14 protein-coding genes are annotated in these 17,602 nt (G+C 60.7%); 6 read left to right on the top strand and 8 right to left on the bottom strand.

From position 1 onward, the window contains the following. Positions 1–3: 3 nt before the first annotated feature. From pilQ to GQ39_RS26950, 5 genes are read right to left on the bottom strand one after another with little or no spacing between them, the layout of a single operon-like run. A complete protein-coding gene (pilQ, locus tag GQ39_RS26970) occupies positions 4–2,076 on the bottom strand; it encodes a type IV pilus secretin PilQ (RefSeq protein WP_047536470.1) in 2,073 nt (690 codons plus the stop codon). A 13-nt stretch (positions 2,077–2,089) separates the two neighbouring features. Further along, positions 2,090–2,617, bottom strand: a complete 528-nt coding sequence (locus GQ39_RS26965; RefSeq protein WP_047536468.1) for a pilus assembly protein PilP — start codon at positions 2,615–2,617, stop codon at positions 2,090–2,092. After that, positions 2,614–3,237 (bottom strand): type 4a pilus biogenesis protein PilO, encoded by a 624-nt coding sequence (locus tag GQ39_RS26960; RefSeq protein WP_047536466.1) that lies wholly within the window; start codon positions 3,235–3,237, stop codon positions 2,614–2,616. The genes GQ39_RS26965 and GQ39_RS26960 overlap by 4 nt, the downstream gene beginning before the upstream one ends. Continuing rightward, positions 3,234–3,800, bottom strand: coding sequence for a PilN domain-containing protein (locus tag GQ39_RS26955; protein ID WP_047536464.1), 567 nt, complete (start codon positions 3,798–3,800; stop codon positions 3,234–3,236). Before GQ39_RS26955 ends, GQ39_RS26960 begins: the two co-directional genes overlap by 4 nt. Then, positions 3,800–4,861 (bottom strand): pilus assembly protein PilM, encoded by a 1,062-nt coding sequence (locus tag GQ39_RS26950; protein WP_047536463.1) that lies wholly within the window; start codon positions 4,859–4,861, stop codon positions 3,800–3,802. Before GQ39_RS26950 ends, GQ39_RS26955 begins: the two co-directional genes overlap by 1 nt. Positions 4,862–5,076: 215 nt before the next feature. Between GQ39_RS26950 and GQ39_RS26945 the strand changes: the two genes are divergently transcribed. Further along, positions 5,077–7,515, top strand: coding sequence for a penicillin-binding protein 1A (locus tag GQ39_RS26945; RefSeq protein WP_425272121.1), 2,439 nt, complete (start codon positions 5,077–5,079; stop codon positions 7,513–7,515). Between the two features lie 209 nt (positions 7,516–7,724). On the opposite strand, the gene GQ39_RS26940 is transcribed toward GQ39_RS26945, so the two are convergent. The 3 genes from GQ39_RS26940 to rpmE all read right to left on the bottom strand — a co-directional run bounded on the left by GQ39_RS26940 (position 7,725) and on the right by rpmE (position 10,218). Then, positions 7,725–8,993 (bottom strand): malic enzyme-like NAD(P)-binding protein, encoded by a 1,269-nt coding sequence (locus tag GQ39_RS26940; protein WP_047536459.1) that lies wholly within the window; start codon positions 8,991–8,993, stop codon positions 7,725–7,727. 182 nt (positions 8,994–9,175) lie between these two features. Then, complete coding sequence (locus GQ39_RS26935; RefSeq protein ID WP_047536457.1) at positions 9,176–9,964, bottom strand: thermonuclease family protein; 789 nt, start codon at positions 9,962–9,964, stop codon at positions 9,176–9,178. A 35-nt stretch (positions 9,965–9,999) separates the two neighbouring features. Further along, positions 10,000–10,218, bottom strand: a complete 219-nt coding sequence (rpmE, locus tag GQ39_RS26930; RefSeq protein ID WP_018929146.1) for a 50S ribosomal protein L31 — start codon at positions 10,216–10,218, stop codon at positions 10,000–10,002. 292 nt (positions 10,219–10,510) lie between these two features. On the opposite strand from rpmE, the gene GQ39_RS26925 reads away from it, so the two are divergent. From GQ39_RS26925 to hslU, 5 genes are all read left to right on the top strand, one after another. Further along, positions 10,511–12,730, top strand: a complete 2,220-nt coding sequence (locus tag GQ39_RS26925) for a primosomal protein N' (RefSeq protein WP_047536452.1) — start codon at positions 10,511–10,513, stop codon at positions 12,728–12,730. A 169-nt stretch (positions 12,731–12,899) separates the two neighbouring features. Further along, positions 12,900–14,636 carry an arginine--tRNA ligase gene (gene argS / locus GQ39_RS26920; RefSeq protein WP_047536450.1) on the top strand — a complete coding sequence of 579 codons (1,737 nt, stop codon included), beginning with the start codon at positions 12,900–12,902 and terminating at the stop codon, positions 14,634–14,636. A 1-nt stretch (position 14,637) separates the two neighbouring features. After that, positions 14,638–15,348, top strand: a complete 711-nt coding sequence (locus GQ39_RS26915; RefSeq protein WP_047536448.1) for an SPOR domain-containing protein — start codon at positions 14,638–14,640, stop codon at positions 15,346–15,348. Positions 15,349–15,581: 233 nt separating this feature from the next. Then, the gene (gene hslV, locus GQ39_RS26910; RefSeq protein WP_007975582.1) at positions 15,582–16,112 is read left to right on the top strand and encodes an ATP-dependent protease subunit HslV; all 531 of its coding nucleotides are present in this window, start codon (positions 15,582–15,584) and stop codon (positions 16,110–16,112) included. Between the two features lie 55 nt (positions 16,113–16,167). Beyond that, positions 16,168–17,505 (top strand): ATP-dependent protease ATPase subunit HslU, encoded by a 1,338-nt coding sequence (hslU, locus tag GQ39_RS26905; RefSeq protein ID WP_047536446.1) that lies wholly within the window; start codon positions 16,168–16,170, stop codon positions 17,503–17,505. Positions 17,506–17,602: the final 97 nt, after the last annotated feature.

Here is a 17,602-nt window from a genome sequence, read left to right as displayed (position 1 = left end):
GAATCAACGACTCACAGCAATCGCCTGGTTATTCATGATACGCGGAGTGAGAAACACCAACAGCTCGGATTTTTTCTCCGAAACCACGTCACGCCGGAAAAGGCGGCCAAGATACGGCACATCGCCAAGAAATGGCACCTTATCTACAACCTTGCTTTGAGTATTTGAGAAAACACCGCCAATGACGATGGTCTCTCCATCGTTGACCAGGACCTTGGCATTGACCTCGTTTTTCTTGATGGGCGGCACATCCTGGACCTTGTTCAGGTAGTCCGGTTCGTCCTTGGTGACCTTGACCTCCATGATGATCCGGTTGTCCGGAGTGATCTGTGGCGTCACTTCCAGCGACAGCGATGCTTCCTTGAAGGACACCGAAGTCGCGCCGCTGGAACTGGCTTCCTGATAGGGAATCTCGGTGCCCTTGAGGATTTTGGCGGTTTCCTTGTCGGACGTGACGACCTTGGGTTGCGAGACGATTTCCCCGTTTCCGGTCTTCTCCATGGCCGTCAGCTCAAGGTCCAGCAAGACGTTATCGGTGATGAACGCAATGCCGATCCCCGAGGTGTTGTTCGCCGCCCCTAAATCGACGAACGGTGAGTTGGTGCTGGTGCTGCCCGGCGTGCCAATGGTCGAGGAGCCGTTGGCGCCGTTGCTCACCCCGGATGTATTCCAGTTGCCCCTGTTCTGGACGGAACCGCCCCAGCGCACACCCAGGCTTTTGTCGTAATCGACGTTGGCTTCGACGATTCGCGCTTCGATCATGACCTGACGCACCGGAATATCCAGCTGGGCAACGATTCGCCGCAGTTCGTCGAGTCGATCCTGGGTCTGGTAGGCGATGATGTTGTTGGTACGCTCATCGACGGTAATAGAGCCCCGTTCGTCGACTTTCGCCTCGGCACTGGTCACCGACTGGAAGAGTTTGGCGATATCCGCCGCCTTGGCGTAATTGACCTGCAACAGTTCCCGCCGTAGCGGTGCCAGATCGGCGATCTGTTTTTGCGATTCCAGCTCCTGACGTTCCCGGGCGGCAATTTCGTCGGCCGGCGCCACCAGCAGGACGTTACCGATCTTGCGCTTGTCCAGCCCCTTGGTTTTCAGCACCAGATCCAGCGCCTGATCCCAAGGTACGTTCTGCAGGCGCAGGGTAATGCCGCCCTGCACGGTGTCGCTGGCGACCAGATTGAGATTGGTGAAATCAGCGATCAGTTGCAGCACCGAGCGCACGTCGATGTCCTGAAAATTCAAAGAAAGTTTTTCGCCGCTGTAGGCATGGCGGTCGGCATCCCGCTTTTGCAGGTCGTCGGCGGTCACCGGACGGACGCTGACGGTCAGTTTGTTTTCGGTCTGATAGGTCGAGTAGTCGAAGGCGCCGCCGCCGGGCTCGATCGTGATGGTGGCCCGATCACCCGTGGCGCTGGCGTTGACGAACTGTACCGGCGTGGCGAAATCCTTCACATCCAGACGCACGCGCAAGGGGTCGGGCAATTGGGTCCTGGCAAACCCGACGATGATCTTGCCGTCGCGCTCCTGAATGTCCGGCGCAATCGACGGATCCGACAGATCGATCAGCACATTGCCTTCGCCCTGGGTACCCCGCTGGAAATCCACACCGCGTATAGCCTTGCTCGATGGCATTGGGGGGCGCGCCGGAGCCGGCGTTGTGATGGTGGGAGATGTGGTCGCCGCGATTTTGCCGCCCTGCCCGACCACCACAAACAGGTTGTTGCCCTCGACTCGCGTGCTGTAGGGGGCCGATTGGGTCAAATTGATGATCAGACGCGTACGATCCTCGACTTCCACCACTGTCGCGCTTCGGGCATTGCCAGCGCCCAGGTCACGGGTTTTGTTCGCCAATTGACTGACGACACCCGGCAGATCCAGTGCGATCCGCGCCGGTGATGCTGTGGTGTAACCCTGAGGGGCCGGTGGCGGCTCGTCGAATGCCAGCTTCAACTCGACGCGGTCTCCCGGCAGCGCCGCAACATCCAGCGCCTTGAGGCTGGCCGCTTGTGCCATCGGCGACAACAACGCTATCCATAGCGTCATTCCGAGGGCTGAGAAAGTCCTGTTCATTTTTCCAGTTCCACTATGAGTGCTCTTTCAGAGGGAGGGTCCGCGGCCGTTCCAGCCAGGCACCTTCGCCGTCGGGGACGATTTCGACCACATCCACTTGTGAGCCGCTGATGGCGACGATCCGCCCGTCATTACGCCCCAGGTAATCACCGACTTTCAGCCTGTGCACCCCGCCAGCCCCGCGCAGCAATGCAAAGGAGCCCGCCGCATTGGAGATCGTGCCGACCATTTCAAACTGCTCGATGTTGAACCCCTCAAGGTATTGCTTGATTCGGTCGGGGTCGGGCTTGACGTTGCTTGAGCCGTGTTTCTGACCGGACAGGTCGATTCTGACCTGGGGTGAAAACGGGCTGCGCAGGTTGGCTGCGTTGTAAGTGAATGTCGGGTAAGACCGGATTGTGGGCGTTGGTTCAATCTTGCCTGGTGCGCGCAGGCGCATTTCGTCCAGGTAGGCATCCAGGTCGCCGAAGTCATCGCCACCGCCACAGCCGGCAAGGACGACGAGCGACACGACCATCGATAAACAACGAATCGGGCTCATTGATGCGCCCCCTGATCGTTGTAGCGATAGGTCTTGGCAAGGATGCTCATGCGCAGCTTCGGGCCGCCGTCGGGTTTGGCCGGTGCCAGGTCGAAATCATGCAGGGTAACGATGCGCGGCAACCCGGCCACACCACTGACGAACGTGGCCAGGTCGTGATAGGTACCGGTAACGGTGATCTGGATCGGCAGTTCGATGTAGAACGGCCGGGTCACCTCCGGCAGCAGCTTGATCTCTTCAAACTCCAGCCCGCTACCCAGACCTGTGCGAGTGATGTCCTCCAGCAAGCCGGGCACTTCGGTATCACTGGGCAGTTGCCGCAGCAGCACACCAAAAGAGTTTTCCATCTCTTTCAGTTGCTGGGTATAGCGCGCCAGATTCGCCGCCCTGTACGCCTTGCTTGCGAACTGCTCCTTGAGGGCCGTCTCTTCTTCGCGCTTGAGGTCGAGCTGGCTCTGAACCTCACTTGTGGAAATGCTGTAACCGAGCGCCAGGACCAGAATCATGACCAACACGCCCACCAGAACCTTGATCGCTGGTGGCCAAGAACCGATGTTGTGGGTGCCCAGTTCGTGAATATCGATCCTGCGCAGCTCTTCCAGCCATCCGGAAGGACTCATTGTTCATCCTCCACGGCGGCCGGTTGAGTCTGACGAACGGTCAACTGGAAGACATTGGCCTGATCCAACTGACCCGCAGTGGTCGCTTTGACTTCAGTCAGGCTCGGTGCATCGAACCAGTCCGAAGCGTTCAAGTTGCGCATCAGGTCGGAAACACGATTGTTGGATTCAGCGGCGCCAGAAATCGACAAGGTTTTGCCCACCCTTTTGACTTCGGTGAAATACACCCCGTCGGGCAGGGTCCGCGCCAGCTGATCAAAAATTCGCCCACTGATCGGCCGATTGCCTTGCAGGTCCTGGATGATGCGCATGCGCTCGAGCAATTGCTGGCGACGCGCCTTGAGATCGCTGATCTGTTTGATCCGCTCGTCGACCACGACAATCTGCTGATTGATGTAATTGTTACGGGCGACTTGCCGTTCAATGGCGCCGTTGATGGCTTGATTCGCGACCAGCACCGCACCCGCCGATCCCACCAGCACGCCTGCCAAAATCAATAAAAAACGTTTTCGACGCTCCTCGCGCCGCTCTTCGCGCCAGGGCAAAAGATTGATCCGCGCCATCAGTCGAAGCTCCTGAGGGCCAGCCCGCAGGCAATCATCATGGCCGGCGCGTCGCTGGCCAGCGCGGCGGCGTTGACCTTGGCGCTCAACGTCATTCCGGCAAATGGGTTGGCCACCTGGGTCGGTGTGCCCAACCGCTCCTCGATCAACCGTTCCAGCCCATAGATTGACGCGGTGCCGCCGACCAGCAGGATGTGATCGATAGCGTCGTATTGGCCGCCAGCGAAGAAAAACTGCAATGAACGCGATACCTGTTGCACCAGCGCCTCGCGAAACGGCTGCAACACTGCACTGACGTAATCATCCGGCAAACCACCCTGCTTCTTTGCCAACCCCGCCTGTTCGAGGGTCAGGCCGTAGCGGCGCTGAATGTCCTCCGTCAGCTGCCGGCCACCGAACAGTTGTTCGCGGGTGTAGATGATGCGCCCGTGGTGCAATACGCTCAGGGTGGTCATGGTCGCCCCGATGTCGACCACTGCCACCAGGCGGTCCTTGGGCAGCACCGATTGATTGGCCAGCAACCCGAATGATCGTTCCAGGGCATGAGCCTCGACGTCGACCACGCGAGCGGTGAGGCCGGCAAGAGCCAGGGCTGCCTCACGGACCTCGACGTTTTCCTTGCGGCAGGCCGCGAGCAGCACATCGACCCGCTCGGGATTGCGCGCTGAAGCGCCCTGCACTTCAAAGTCGATGGCGACTTCGTCCAGCGGATAGGGAATGTACTGATCGGCCTCGATCTTCAGCTGGTTTTCCATGTCGTCGTCGCAAAGTCCGGCGTCCATCTCGATGGTCTTGGTGATCACCGCCGAGCCAGCCACCGCCACAGCCACGTTCCTGAGGCGGGTTCTGGCCTTGATCAACACGCGAGAGAGCGCCTGGCCCACAGCATCGAGCTCGGCAATATTTTTTTCGATAACGGCGTTGGCGGGCAGCGGTTCGACCGCATAGGCCTCGACCCGATAACGGGCGCCCTGGCGGCTCAGCGCCAGAAGCTTCACCGAAGTGGAGCTGATGTCGATACCCAAAAGCGTATCGGCCTTTTTGTTGAAGAGTCCTGGCACTGGCAATTCCCTATGACTATCCGTGAGTTACGGACTCTGCTTTGTGTTTTGCGTTCCATCCGCCCGTCTTGACATCAGCGCAAATGACGCTTCTGGCGGAAAAATGCTTATAATGCCCAGCGTTTTTTTCCGCTTTTCTCAAGCGCGGGTCGTTCGCCTTTAGCCTGAACCCTGATGCCTAATTCATTCTTTGCCCTGGATATCCAAAAGCCTTGATTCGTCTGCTGAAATTTTTCGGTTGGTCCATCGTCGCGGTTTTCTGCGGACTGCTTCTGGGTCTGAGCGGGGCGTTTCTCTACCTTAGCCCCGGATTGCCGTCCGTAGAGGCGTTGCGAAGCATCCAGTTGCAGATCCCTTTGCGGGTCTACAGCAGCGATAACAAGTTGATCGCAGAATTCGGCGAAATGCGCCGTACACCGATCCGTTTCGCCGACATTCCCCCCAACTTCATTAATGCGTTACTAAGTGCTGAAGACGATAACTTCGCCAACCACTATGGCGTCGACCCCAGCAGCCTGATGCGTGCCGCCACCCAATTGGTGAAAAGCGGGCACATCCAGTCCGGCGGCAGCACCATCACCATGCAGGTGGCGAAGAACTTCTTCCTGACCAGCGAACGCAGCTTCTCGCGCAAGACCACTGAAATCCTCCTGGCCTTGCAGATCGAACGGCAACTGACCAAGGACGAGATCCTCGAGCTGTACGTCAACAAGATCTATCTGGGCAACCGCGCCTACGGCATCGAGGCGGCGGCGCAGGTCTATTACGGCAAGTCGATTCGAGACGTCAGCCTCGCGCAGATGGCGATGATCGCCGGCCTGCCCAAAGCCCCGTCGCGCTTCAACCCGCTGGCCAACCCGGCCCGCAGCAAAGAGCGTCGCGACTGGATCCTGGGGCGCATGTACAAGCTCGGCAAAATCAGCGAGGCCGACTACACCACCGCGATCAACGAACCGCTGAACGCCAGCTATCACGTCCCGACGCCGGAAGTGAATGCGCCGTACATTGCCGAGATGGCCCGTGCCGAAATGGTCGGCCGTTATGGCAGCGACGCCTACACCGAAGGTTTCCGCGTGACGACCACGGTGCCGAGCAATCTGCAGGAAATGGCCAACACCGCCGTCCACGAAGGCCTGATGACCTATGACCAGCGCCACGGCTATCGCGGCCCTGAGTCGCGCCTGCCGGGCAAGACCCGCGAGGCCTGGGCGACCGAGCTGACCAAGCAGCGCACCATCAGCAGCCTTGAACCGGCCATCGTCACTCAGGTCGAGAAGAACGGCCTGCAGGTGCTGACCCGCAATGGCGACGAGCACGTCAGCTGGGACAGCATGAAATGGGCGCGTCCGTTCCTGAACACCAACAGCATGGGCGCTAATCCGAAGCAGCCGTCCGACGTGGCCCAGGTCGGGGACCTGATTCGCGTGCAACGTCAGGCGGACAATTCGTTGAAGTTCAGCCAGATCCCGCAGGCCCAGGGCGCGCTGGTTTCACTTGATCCGCAAAACGGCGCGATCCGCGCGCTGGTCGGTGGCTTCGCCTTCGAGCAGAGCAACTACAACCGCGCCTTGCAGGCCAAACGCCAGCCGGGCTCGAGCTTCAAGCCTTTCGTCTACGCCGCTGCGCTGGATAACGGCTACACCGCCGCCAGCCTGGTGAACGACGCACCGATCGTGTTCGTCGATGAGTACCTGGACAAGGTCTGGCGTCCGAAAAACGACACCAACACTTTCCTCGGCCCGATCCGCTTGCGCGAAGCGCTGTACAAGTCGCGTAACCTGGTGTCGATCCGCCTGCTGCAGGCGATGGGCGTTGGCAAAACCATCGACTACATCACTCGCTTTGGCTTCAACAAGCAGGATCTGCCGCCCAACCTGTCCCTGGCCCTGGGCACCGCGACCCTGACGCCAATGGAGATCGCCACCGGCTGGAGCACCTTCGCCAACGGCGGCTACAAGATCACCCCTTACATCATCGACAAGATCGAAAGCCGCAACGGCGACACGCTGTTCGTCGCCAACCCGGCAAGCGTGCCGAAAGGCGGCGCCGCCAACGACGGCATCGCCGCACCGTCCGCCCAGGCCTTCACGGTCAACGCAATGCCGGGTGAAGCGCCAACCACCCAACCGGCGCCACAGGCACCGGCCGTGGCTGAGCGCATCGTCGATGGCCGTACCACTTACATCCTCAACAGCATGCTTGAAGATGTGATCAAACTCGGCACCGGCCGCCGTGCACTGGCCTTGGGTCGCCCTGACATCGCCGGCAAGACCGGGACCACCAACGAGTCCAAGGACGCCTGGTTCTCCGGTTACAACGCCGATTACGTGACCACCGTCTGGACCGGCTTCGATCAGCCGGAAAGCCTGGGGCGCAAGGAGTTCGGCGGCACCGTCGCGCTGCCGATCTGGATGACCTACATGGGCGCCGCGCTCAAAGGCCTGCCACCCCATACACAACCGGAGCCGGAAGGCATCCTGAGCTTGCGCGTCGACCCGGTCAGTGGCCGTGCGGCAAGCCCAGGCACGCCTGGAGCCTACTTCGAACTGTTCAAGGCCGAAGACACGCCACCGTCGGCCAGCGAACTGGGCAACGGCAATGCGCCGGGCAGCCCGCTGCCAGCGGATGAATCGGCGCCGATCGACCTGTTCTAGAGAAGCAGCCCGTAGGAGCGAGCCTGCTCGCGATGGTCGTCAACAATGACGCGGGTAGTCTGAATACCCGCGTTGTCTGACTATTTTTCGCGAGCAGGCTCGCTCCTACAGGGTTTGGCATCGCACACAACTGCGCCATCGACCCTCCAGACAACAAAAAAGCCCCGACTCTCACGAGCCGGGGCTTTCTTTTGAAGCGCTACAACGGCTTAGCCGTTGAACACGTCATCCACGCTTTTGAGCGGGTAGTTCTTCGGATACGGCAGGGTCGCCACACCGGTCTCGATTGCGGCCTTGGCCACAGCGTCGGAGATCAGGGTGATCAGGCGCTTGTCCATTGGCTTCGGAATGATGTACTCACGACCGAATTCCAGCGGCGCACCACCGTAGGCATCACACACGTCCTGAGGCACTGGCAGCTTGGCCAGTTCACGCAGGGCGTTGGCCGCAGCCACTTTCATTTCCTCGTTGATGCGCTTGGCGCGAACGTCCAGGGCACCACGGAAGATGAACGGGAAGCCCAGTACGTTGTTGACCTGGTTCGGGTAGTCGGAACGACCGGTGGCCATGATCACGTCATTACGGGTCGCGTGTGCCAGTTCCGGGGAGATTTCCGGATCAGGGTTCGAGCAAGCGAACACGATCGGGTTGGCCGCCATGGATTTCAGGCCTTCAGCGCTCAGCAGGTTCGGACCGGACAAGCCGACGAACACGTCTGCACCTTCCAGAGCGTCTGCCAGGGTACGTTTGTCGGTCGCGTGGGCAAAGACAGCCTTGTACTGGTTCAGGTCGTCACGGCCGGAGTGGATCACGCCGGTACGGTCAACCATGAAGATGTTTTCGATGTTCGCGCCCATGCTGACCAGCAGCTTCATGCAGGAGATCGCGGCAGCGCCGGCGCCCAGGCAAACGATCTTGGCTTCCGGCAGGGTTTTACCGGCGATTTCCAGGGCGTTGATCATGCCAGCGGCGGTCACGATAGCGGTACCGTGCTGGTCATCGTGGAATACCGGGATGTCGCACTGCTCGATCAGAGCACGTTCGATCTCAAAGCACTCAGGCGCCTTGATGTCTTCCAGGTTGATGCCACCGAAGGTGATGGAGATGCGCTTGACGGTGTCGATGAAGGCTTGCGGGCTTTCGGAGTCGACTTCGATGTCGAAAACGTCGATGCCGGCAAAGCGCTTGAACAGCACGCCCTTGCCTTCCATGACTGGCTTGGAGGCCAATGGGCCGAGGTTACCCAGACCCAGAATCGCGGTGCCATCGGAAATGACTGCAACCAGGTTGCCTTTGCCGGTGTATTTGTAGGCCAGTTCAGGGTCGCGAGCGATTTCGCGTACTGGTTCGGCTACGCCGGGGCTGTAGGCCAGCGACAGGTCGCGGGCGGTAGCGGTGGCCTTGGTGAGCTCGACGCTCAGCTTCCCTGGACGAGGATTGGCATGATATTCGAGAGCGGCAGTTTTCAAATCAGACATGGGGGCATTCCGCTTTTACTGTTGGACAGACTGGTCAGCGAGGATACGCGCCTCGCAAAATCCCCACAAGACTGACCGGTCACCCCTGTCAAGCACCCTGACCTACGACTTTGGGCCAAGAGCCGCGGAACACAAGGGATAGACTGTTCACAATCGACATAAAAAATGTCTACAATTTTTTATCAGTGCGCGACCTGAAGCATCGCTGGATCGGTCAACGGCAACATCCAGCGCGCCTGCCCCTCCTTGAGACCGCCCTTGCGCGAACGATCCAGCACCCAGCCGCGAGCCTCGACTTGCTTGCCTTTGAGGCCATCAAGCGTGGCAGCGGGGAATCTGTCCAGCATATTGGGTGCAACGCGCAATACAACCGAATCCTGCAACTCGATCCAAACCCCGCCGCGATTGCGCTGAACCTTGCTCACACGACCGCTGAGCACGGCAAACCCGGAGGTATTGATCTGCTCCGCCTTTAGTACAGGTGACTGGCGCCACACACCAAGGCCGGCCTGTCGGGCGCTGCGTTCTGCCGCTTGCTGACAGTCGACCAAATCGACATTGGGTGCGACTGCCACTTGAAAGCCGAGTCCTTCGGCGAGCATCTGCGCTTCGAGGTTGGCACCCTCGGCACCGTAGACATGGGCCAGGGTACGGCCGTAGTGATCCTTGCCTTCCTTGCCGGGAAGCAATCCGACCCGTCCGCCGCTCGCGGCCACCAAGGCTTCGAGACGCTTTCGCGCCGCCACGGCAAATGGTTCGTCGGACCGGCCTTTCTTGCCCAGCTCCGGCGTATTCAAGCCGATCATGCGCACACTGCGACCATCCGCGAGGCGCAGCGTGTCACCGTCCACTACCCGCTGCACCGCGACCGATGCCAGACCACTCGGTGCCGGGCAGAAGGCCTGGGCGCCGGAGAGCCAAATCGCGGACACAAAAAAGGCGCCCGCAAGGGACGCCTTTTTCATCAGCATGGAAAAACCGAAACGGCCTCCCAAGTTGATCGGCCTTAGGCCTTTTTCGCGCCGAAAGCACCGAAACGGTCTGCGAAACGCTGAACGCGGCCGCCAGTGTCCAGAGTCTTTTGCTTACCGGTGTAGAACGGGTGGCATTCGTTGCAAACGTCGATCGCCAGGGCTTTGCCGTAGGTCGAACGGGTTTCGAACTTGTTGCCGCAGCTGCAGGTAACAGCAACTGCTGGGTATTCTGGATGGATATCAGCTTTCATGATGTCTTCCTCGGGCTAGCGTGCCGCCACCCAACACTATTGTTGAATACCGCACGTAATTAGGCCGCGGATTCTACCAGACAATGCCAATCACGCAAGCTGTCCCTGAGACCGACCGTCTGCTAGGCTCCCGAGCCTGAACACATTCCCCTGTGGGAGTGAGCTTGCTCACGAAGAGGGAGTGTCAGTCTGCATTTATGTCGCCTGACACAATGCTTTCGCGAGCAAGCTCGCTCCCACAGGCTATGCATGAAGCCTTTTTTCCAGTGTTCGTTGATCGAGATCCCCCCGCGTGCCCGACGCCATCCTGCGCCTCGCTTTGCCTTCGCCGCTGCGCCGCCTGTTCGACTACCGAGCTCCGACCGGGGTCCTGCGCGCCCAGTTGCATCCCGGCATGCGCCTGCGGGTGCCGTTCGGCCGGCGGGAGATGATCGGGATTCTGGTGGAGGTCACCGACACCAGCGAAGTCCCGGCGGAAAAACTCAAGCCCGCACTGGCATTGCTCGATGCCACGCCGCCGCTGCCACCCGCCCTGTTCAAGCTATGCCTGTGGACTTCCCAGTATTACCAGCACAGTCTCGGCGACACCTTGAGCTGGGCGCTGCCGGTGCTGCTGCGTCAGGGCGAACTGGCCGAGGCGCGCCAGGAGCGTTTCTGGTCCGCTGCCCCCGGCGCCAGCCTCGATGACCCGCGCATCGCCCGCGCCCCGCGCCAACGTGAAGCGCTGGCGACGCTGGCCCAGCACCCCCACGGCGTCGCACATCAATTGCTGAGCAAACTGATGCTGAGCAAGGACAGCCTCGACCTGTTGCTGGCTAAAGACCTGGTGCAGGTAGAGATACGCAAGCACGCCCCTGGCGCACGCCACGAACACTGGCTGGCGCAGCCTGAACTGCCGCTCAATCCGGAGCAGCGCGCCGCTTATGAAGCGATTCGCGCCGGGTTCGACAGTTATCACGCGTTCCTGCTGGCCGGCGTCACCGGCAGTGGCAAGACCGAAGTCTATTTGCAACTGATCCGCGAAACCCTGGAGGCCGGTAAACAAGCGCTGGTGCTGATCCCGGAAATCAACCTCGGCCCGCAGACCCTGGCGCGCTTCGAACAGCGCTTCAATGCGCGCATCGCCCTGATCCACTCGGCCGTCAACGATCGTGAACGCCTCGATGCCTGGCTCGCCGCCCGCGACGGCGAAGCCGATATCATTATTGGCACCCGCTCGGCACTGTTCACGCCGATGAAGAATCCCGGCCTGATCATCATCGATGAAGAACACGACGGCTCGTATAAACAGCAGGAAGGCCTGCGCTACCACGCCCGCGACCTGGCCTTGGTGCGCGCCCGCCAGGAAAACATCCCGATCGTGCTCGGCTCCGCCACACCTTCGCTGGAAAGCCTGCACAACGCCTACACCGGACGCTACGGCCTCCTGCGCCTGAATGAGCGCGCCGGTGGCGCCAAGCAGCCACGCTTCCTGCGCCTTGACGTAAAAAGTCGCCCACTGGACAGCGGCATTTCCGGGCCGATGCAACAAGCCATCGGTCAGACGCTGGCTGCTGGCCAGCAAGTATTGGTGTTCCTCAATCGCCGCGGCTTCGCACCGACCCTGCTCTGTCACGATTGCGGCTGGATGTCCGAATGCCAGCGCTGCGATGCGCGGATGACCGTGCACCAGCGCCACGGCGAGTTGCGCTGCCACCATTGCGGCTACGTCGAGCGAGTGCCGCGCCAGTGCCCGAAATGCAACAAGGTCGATTTGCGTCCGGTGGGGGCAGGTACCGAACGGGCCGAAGAGCGACTGGGCATTTTGTTCCCCGACTACCCGGTTTTACGGGTCGACCGCGACAGCACTTCGCGCAAAGACGCCATGAATCAGTTGTTCGCGACCATCCAGAAAGGCCAGCCCTGCATCCTGGTGGGCACGCAAATGCTTGCCAAAGGGCATCACTTTCCACGGGTGACCCTGGTGTCGATTCTCGACGCCGACGGCGGGCTGTTTTCCGGTGACTTCCGTGCCAGCGAGCGCATGGCACAGCTGATTGTCCAGGTCGCCGGGCGTGCCGGGCGTGCCGAAGAGCCGGGCAAGGTGATCATCCAGACGCATTTGGCCGATCACCCGCTGCTGGTGCAATTGACCGAGCAAGGTTATTTCGCCTTTGCCGAGCAAGCCTTGAGTGAACGCCGCGCGGCAGGCCTGCCGCCCTTTGCGCACCTGGCACTGCTGCGAGCCGAAGCGCACAAGCCGGGACAGGCCGAAGGATTTCTCGACGAGGCGTGCAGCGAGGCCGAACGCCTGCTGGCCGAACAGGGTTTGACCGGCATCGAATTGCTGGGGCCGGTACCGGCACCGATGGAACGCCGCGCCGGACGCTATCGTGCACAGCTATTGTTGCAAGCCACCGCGCGGGGGCCGCTGCATCGCTTGCTTGCCAGTTGGTTGCTGGTGCTGGAGCAGATGCCGAGCGGGCGGGCGGTGCGCTGGTCGCTGGATGTGGATCCGGTCGATTTGTATTGATTTGGGTACCTCCATCGCGAGCGAGCGTGCTCACGATGGGGCCTTAATTGTCACCACACATCCACATCCTGCCTGCTAAGGTTGGCAAGCCCGTCTTCGCCACGGATAATGCCCAGTTTTTCCACCAGCGCACGATGCGCCGCCGCGCCAGCGGTCGAAAGAGAAGACCATGAAAGACACCATTCGCCAGCTGATCCAACAAGCCATCACCCAACTCGTCAACGAAGGTGTGTTGCCTGAAGGCCTGACGCCGGCGATCCAGGTGGAAAACTCTCGCGATAAGAAGAACGGCGACTTCGCCAGCAACATCGCCATGATGCTGGCCAAGCCTGCCGGCATGAAGCCGCGTGACCTGGCCGAGAAAATCATCGCCGCGCTGCCGGCTGACGAAAATGTCGCCAAGGCCGAAATCGCCGGCCCCGGCTTCCTCAACTTCTTCCAGAACACCGATGCCCTGGCGACCCGCCTGGACGCCGCCCTGGCCGATGAGCACATCGGCGTTCGCAAGGCCGGCCCGGTGCAACGCACGGTGGTTGACCTGTCGGCCCCGAACCTGGCCAAGGAAATGCACGTCGGCCACCTGCGCTCGACCATCATCGGCGACGGCGTGGCACGGGTGCTCGAGTTCCTCGGCGACGAAGTGATCCGCCAGAACCACGTCGGCGACTGGGGCACCCAGTTCGGCATGTTGATGGCTTATCTGCAGGAAAACCCGATCACCAGCGACGAACTGTCGGACCTGGAAAACTTCTACCGCGCCGCCAAGCAGCGCTTCGACGAATCCGAAGAGTTCGCCGATCGCGCCCGTGGCCTGGTGGTCAAGTTGCAGGCCGGTGACCCGGACTGCCTGGCGCTGTGGACCAAGTTCAAGGACATCTCGCTGTCCCACTGCCAGAAGATCTACGAACTGTTGAACGTCAAGCTGACCATGGCTGACGTGATGGGCGAAAGCGCCTACAACGACGACTTGATCAACGTGGTCAACGACCTCAAGGCCGCCGGCATGCTGGTCGAGAGCAATGGCGCCCAGTGCGTGTTCCTCGATGAATTCAAGAACGCCGACGGCGATCCGCTGCCGGTGATCATCGTCAAGGCCGATGGTGGCTACCTCTACGCCACCACCGACCTGGCCGCCGTGCGCTACCGCAGCGGCAAGCTCAAGGCCGACCGCGCGTTGTACTTCGTCGACCAGCGTCAGGCCCTGCACTTCCAGCAAGTGTTCGCCGTGGCGCGCAAGGCCGGCTTCGTGACCCACCCGATGGACATGGAGCACATGGGCTTCGGCACCATGAACGGCGCTGATGGCCGCCCGTTCAAGACCCGCGATGGCGGCACCGTGAAGCTGATCGATCTGCTGACCGAAGCCCAGGAACGCGCCTACACCCTGGTCAAGGACAAGAACCCGGAACTGGCCGAAGCCGAGCTGCGCAACATCGCCAGGGTCGTGGGCATTGGCGCGGTGAAATACGCCGACCTGTCCAAGCACCGCACCAGCGACTACAGCTTCAACTTCGACCTGATGCTGAACTTCGAAGGCAACACCGCCCCGTACCTGCTGTATGCGTATACCCGCGTGGCCGGCGTGTTCCGCAAACTCGGCAAGGACTTCAGCGAAGTCGACGGCCAGATCGTCCTCGAAGCGCCCCACGAACACGAACTGGCGGCAAAACTCGCGCAATTCGGCGAAGTGCTGAATAACGTGGCTGAAAAAGGCACGCCGCACATTCTCTGCACTTATCTGTATGACGTCGCCGGCCTGTTCTCCAGCTTCTACGAGAACTGCCCGATTCTCGCCGCCGATACCCCGGCGCAAATGCAGAGCCGCCTTCGCCTCGCCGCGCTGACCGGACGCACCCTCAAGCAAGGCCTGGAACTCTTGGGCCTGGAAACTCTGGAGCGTATGTAAGTTGGCTGCTAAGAAAAAACCTGCACCCAAGCGTGGCGCCAGCCGTTACCAAGCTCCAGCGAAGCAGCCGATTCCGGGTTGGCTGTGGATGGCCATCGGCCTGACGGTCGGCGCATTCATCGTATTCCTGATGAAGCTGGAGCCGGGCAAGGGCAGCGATACGGTCAAACGCGAGAAGGTGGAGCAACAACAGAAAGCCACCAAGATCGCCGAGGCCAACAAGACCCCGCCGAGCCCGACGCAACCGGTGAAGCCGAAGTACGACTTCTACACCTTGCTGCCGGAATCGGAAGTCATCGTGCCGCCGGATGCCGTGCCGGAAAAAACCCTGCCGACGCCGCAAGTGCCGGCCGTTCCGACGACGCCGGTTACGCCGGCGGAAGCGGCGAAGATCGACACCGCCCGCGCTCAGGCGGCGCTGTCCGGTATCACGCCGCCACCCGCGCCACCCGTCACCAAAGCCGCGCCGGTGACCAAGTTCTTCCTCCAGGCGGGTTCGTTCCGCAAGCAAACTGACGCCGACAAGGTTCGTGCGCAGATCATCCTGCTCGGCCAGGCGGTGGCGGTCGAATCCGGCACAGTGAAAGACGAGACCTGGTATCGGGTTCTGGTCGGACCGTTCAGCAACCGCGAACAACTGACCACCGCCCAGAAACAACTGGCCGGCGCCGGCTTCAGCAACCTGTTGTTACAACAGCGCCAGAGCCGCTGATCCTGCCAAGGTTATCGCGTCATCGTTCTTCGCTGGTAAGCCAGCTCCTACAGAATATTCGCCAAACCCTGTAGGAGCTGGTTTGCCAGCGAAGGCGCGCTTCCAGGCAATACATCCTTCACCCCCCGCCCAACCGCTCGTCCCTCAACACCCCCCACAGTTGAAATCCATTCCACCACCCCCATATGAGTGGGCATAAGGCATTTTCGCCCCGCTGCGTGGAGACTCTTCCCTTGACCACCATCGTTTCAGTTCGCCGCCACGGCAAAGTCGTCATGGGCGGCGACGGCCAGGTATCCCTTGGCAATACCGTGATGAAAGGCAACGCGAAAAAAGTTCGCCGCCTGTACCACGGTCAGGTCATCGCCGGTTTTGCCGGCGCCACCGCTGACGCCTTTACCCTGTTCGAACGTTTCGAAGGCCAGCTGGAAAAGCATCAGGGCCACCTGGTTCGTGCCGCCGTCGAACTCGCCAAAGAATGGCGAACCGACCGTTCACTGAGCCGCCTCGAAGCCATGCTCGCCGTCGCCAACAAAGACGCCTCGCTGATCATCACCGGCAACGGCGATGTGGTTGAACCTGAAGATGGCTTGATCGCCATGGGCTCCGGTGGCGCTTACGCCCAGGCCGCCGCCAGCGCACTGCTGAAGAAAACCGATCTGTCGGCCCGGGAAATCGTCGAGACCGCCCTGGGCATTGCCGGCGACATCTGTGTATTCACCAACCACACCCAGACCATTGAGGAGCAGGACTGCGCCGAATAAGTCCGCTCTGGCCATCGCGCCACGGCTCATTCTTGCTTGAGGTCCGCCAAATACTATGTCCATGACTCCCCGTGAAATCGTCCACGAACTCAATCGCCATATCATCGGCCAGGACGATGCCAAGCGCGCCGTCGCCATTGCCCTGCGCAATCGCTGGCGCCGGATGCAGCTGCCCGAAGAGCTGCGCGTTGAAGTCACCCCGAAAAACATTCTGATGATCGGCCCGACCGGCGTCGGTAAAACCGAAATCGCCCGTCGCCTGGCCAAACTGGCCAACGCACCGTTCATCAAGGTCGAAGCCACCAAGTTCACTGAAGTCGGCTACGTCGGCCGCGACGTCGAATCGATCATTCGTGACCTGGCCGATGCGGCGATCAAGCTGCTGCGCGAACAGGAAATCATCAAGGTTCGCCACCGCGCCGAAGACGCCGCTGAAGAGCGCATCCTCGACGCGCTGCTGCCGCCACCGCGCATGGGCTTCAGCAACGACGATGCCCCGACCTCGGATTCCAACACCCGTCAGCTGTTCCGCAAGCGCCTGCGCGAAGGTCAGCTGGATGACAAGGAGATCGAAATCGAAGTCGCCGAAATCGCCGGCGTCGATATCTCCGCGCCACCGGGCATGGAAGAAATGACCAACCAATTGCAGAGCCTGTTCGCCAACATGGGCAAAGGCAAACGCAAGAGCCGCAAGCTCAAGGTCAAGGAAGCGCTGAAAATGGTGCGCGACGAAGAAGCCAGTCGCCTGGTCAACGATGAAGAGTTGAAGGCCAAGGCACTGGAAGCGGTCGAGCAGCACGGCATCGTGTTCATCGATGAAATCGACAAGGTCGCCAAGCGCGGCAATGTCGGCGGCGCCGATGTGTCCCGCGAGGGTGTGCAGCGCGACTTGCTGCCGCTGATCGAAGGTTGCACCGTCAACACCAAACTGGGCATGGTTAAAACCGACCACATCCTGTTCATCGCCTCGGGCGCTTTCCACCTGAGCAAGCCGAGCGATCTGGTGCCGGAGCTGCAAGGTCGCCTGCCGATTCGTGTCGAACTGAAGGCACTGTCGCCGGAAGACTTCGAACGCATTCTCAGCGAACCGCACGCTTCGCTCACCGAGCAATACTGTGCACTGCTGAAAACCGAAGGCCTGACCATCGAGTTCCAGCCAAGCGGCATCAAACGCATTGCGGAAATCGCCTGGCAGGTCAACGAGAAAACCGAAAACATCGGTGCCCGTCGTCTGCACACGTTGCTTGAGCGCCTGCTTGAAGAAGTGTCGTTCAGCGCCGGCGACCTGGCCAGTGCCCATGACGACAAGGCGATCCAGATCGACGCTGACTACGTCAACAGCCACCTCGGCGAATTGGCGCAGAACGAAGACCTGTCCCGTTATATCCTGTAAGCAACACTTGTAGGAGCGAGCCTGCTCGCGATGAACCCGAGAGCGACGCGTTTGTTCAGACAACACGCGTTATCGTTAACGGCCATCGCGAGCAAGC

Origin of the sequence: Pseudomonas sp. 11/12A, assembly GCF_000800055.1 — a bacterium.
In the GTDB taxonomy this organism is placed as follows: domain Bacteria; phylum Pseudomonadota; class Gammaproteobacteria; order Pseudomonadales; family Pseudomonadaceae; genus Aquipseudomonas; species Aquipseudomonas mohnii.
This window is presented reverse-complemented; position numbering and strand designations above follow the sequence as displayed.

What these genes read in the sequence shown, in the direction of transcription:
- pilQ (WP_047536470.1), bottom strand. Translation starts at nt 2,076, where the DNA reads ATGAACAGGACTTTCTCAGCCCTCGGAATGACGCTATGGATAGCGTTG.
- GQ39_RS26965 (WP_047536468.1), bottom strand. Translation starts at nt 2,617, where the DNA reads ATGAGCCCGATTCGTTGTTTATCGATGGTCGTGTCGCTCGTCGTCCTT.
- GQ39_RS26960 (WP_047536466.1), bottom strand. Translation starts at nt 3,237, where the DNA reads ATGAGTCCTTCCGGATGGCTGGAAGAGCTGCGCAGGATCGATATTCAC.
- GQ39_RS26955 (WP_047536464.1), bottom strand. Translation starts at nt 3,800, where the DNA reads ATGGCGCGGATCAATCTTTTGCCCTGGCGCGAAGAGCGGCGCGAGGAG.
- GQ39_RS26940 (WP_047536459.1), bottom strand. Translation starts at nt 8,993, where the DNA reads ATGTCTGATTTGAAAACTGCCGCTCTCGAATATCATGCCAATCCTCGT.
- GQ39_RS26935 (WP_047536457.1), bottom strand. Translation starts at nt 9,964, where the DNA reads ATGCTGATGAAAAAGGCGTCCCTTGCGGGCGCCTTTTTTGTGTCCGCG.
- rpmE (WP_018929146.1), bottom strand. Translation starts at nt 10,218, where the DNA reads ATGAAAGCTGATATCCATCCAGAATACCCAGCAGTTGCTGTTACCTGC.
- argS (WP_047536450.1), top strand. Translation starts at nt 12,900, where the DNA reads ATGAAAGACACCATTCGCCAGCTGATCCAACAAGCCATCACCCAACTC.
- hslU (WP_047536446.1), top strand. Translation starts at nt 16,168, where the DNA reads ATGTCCATGACTCCCCGTGAAATCGTCCACGAACTCAATCGCCATATC.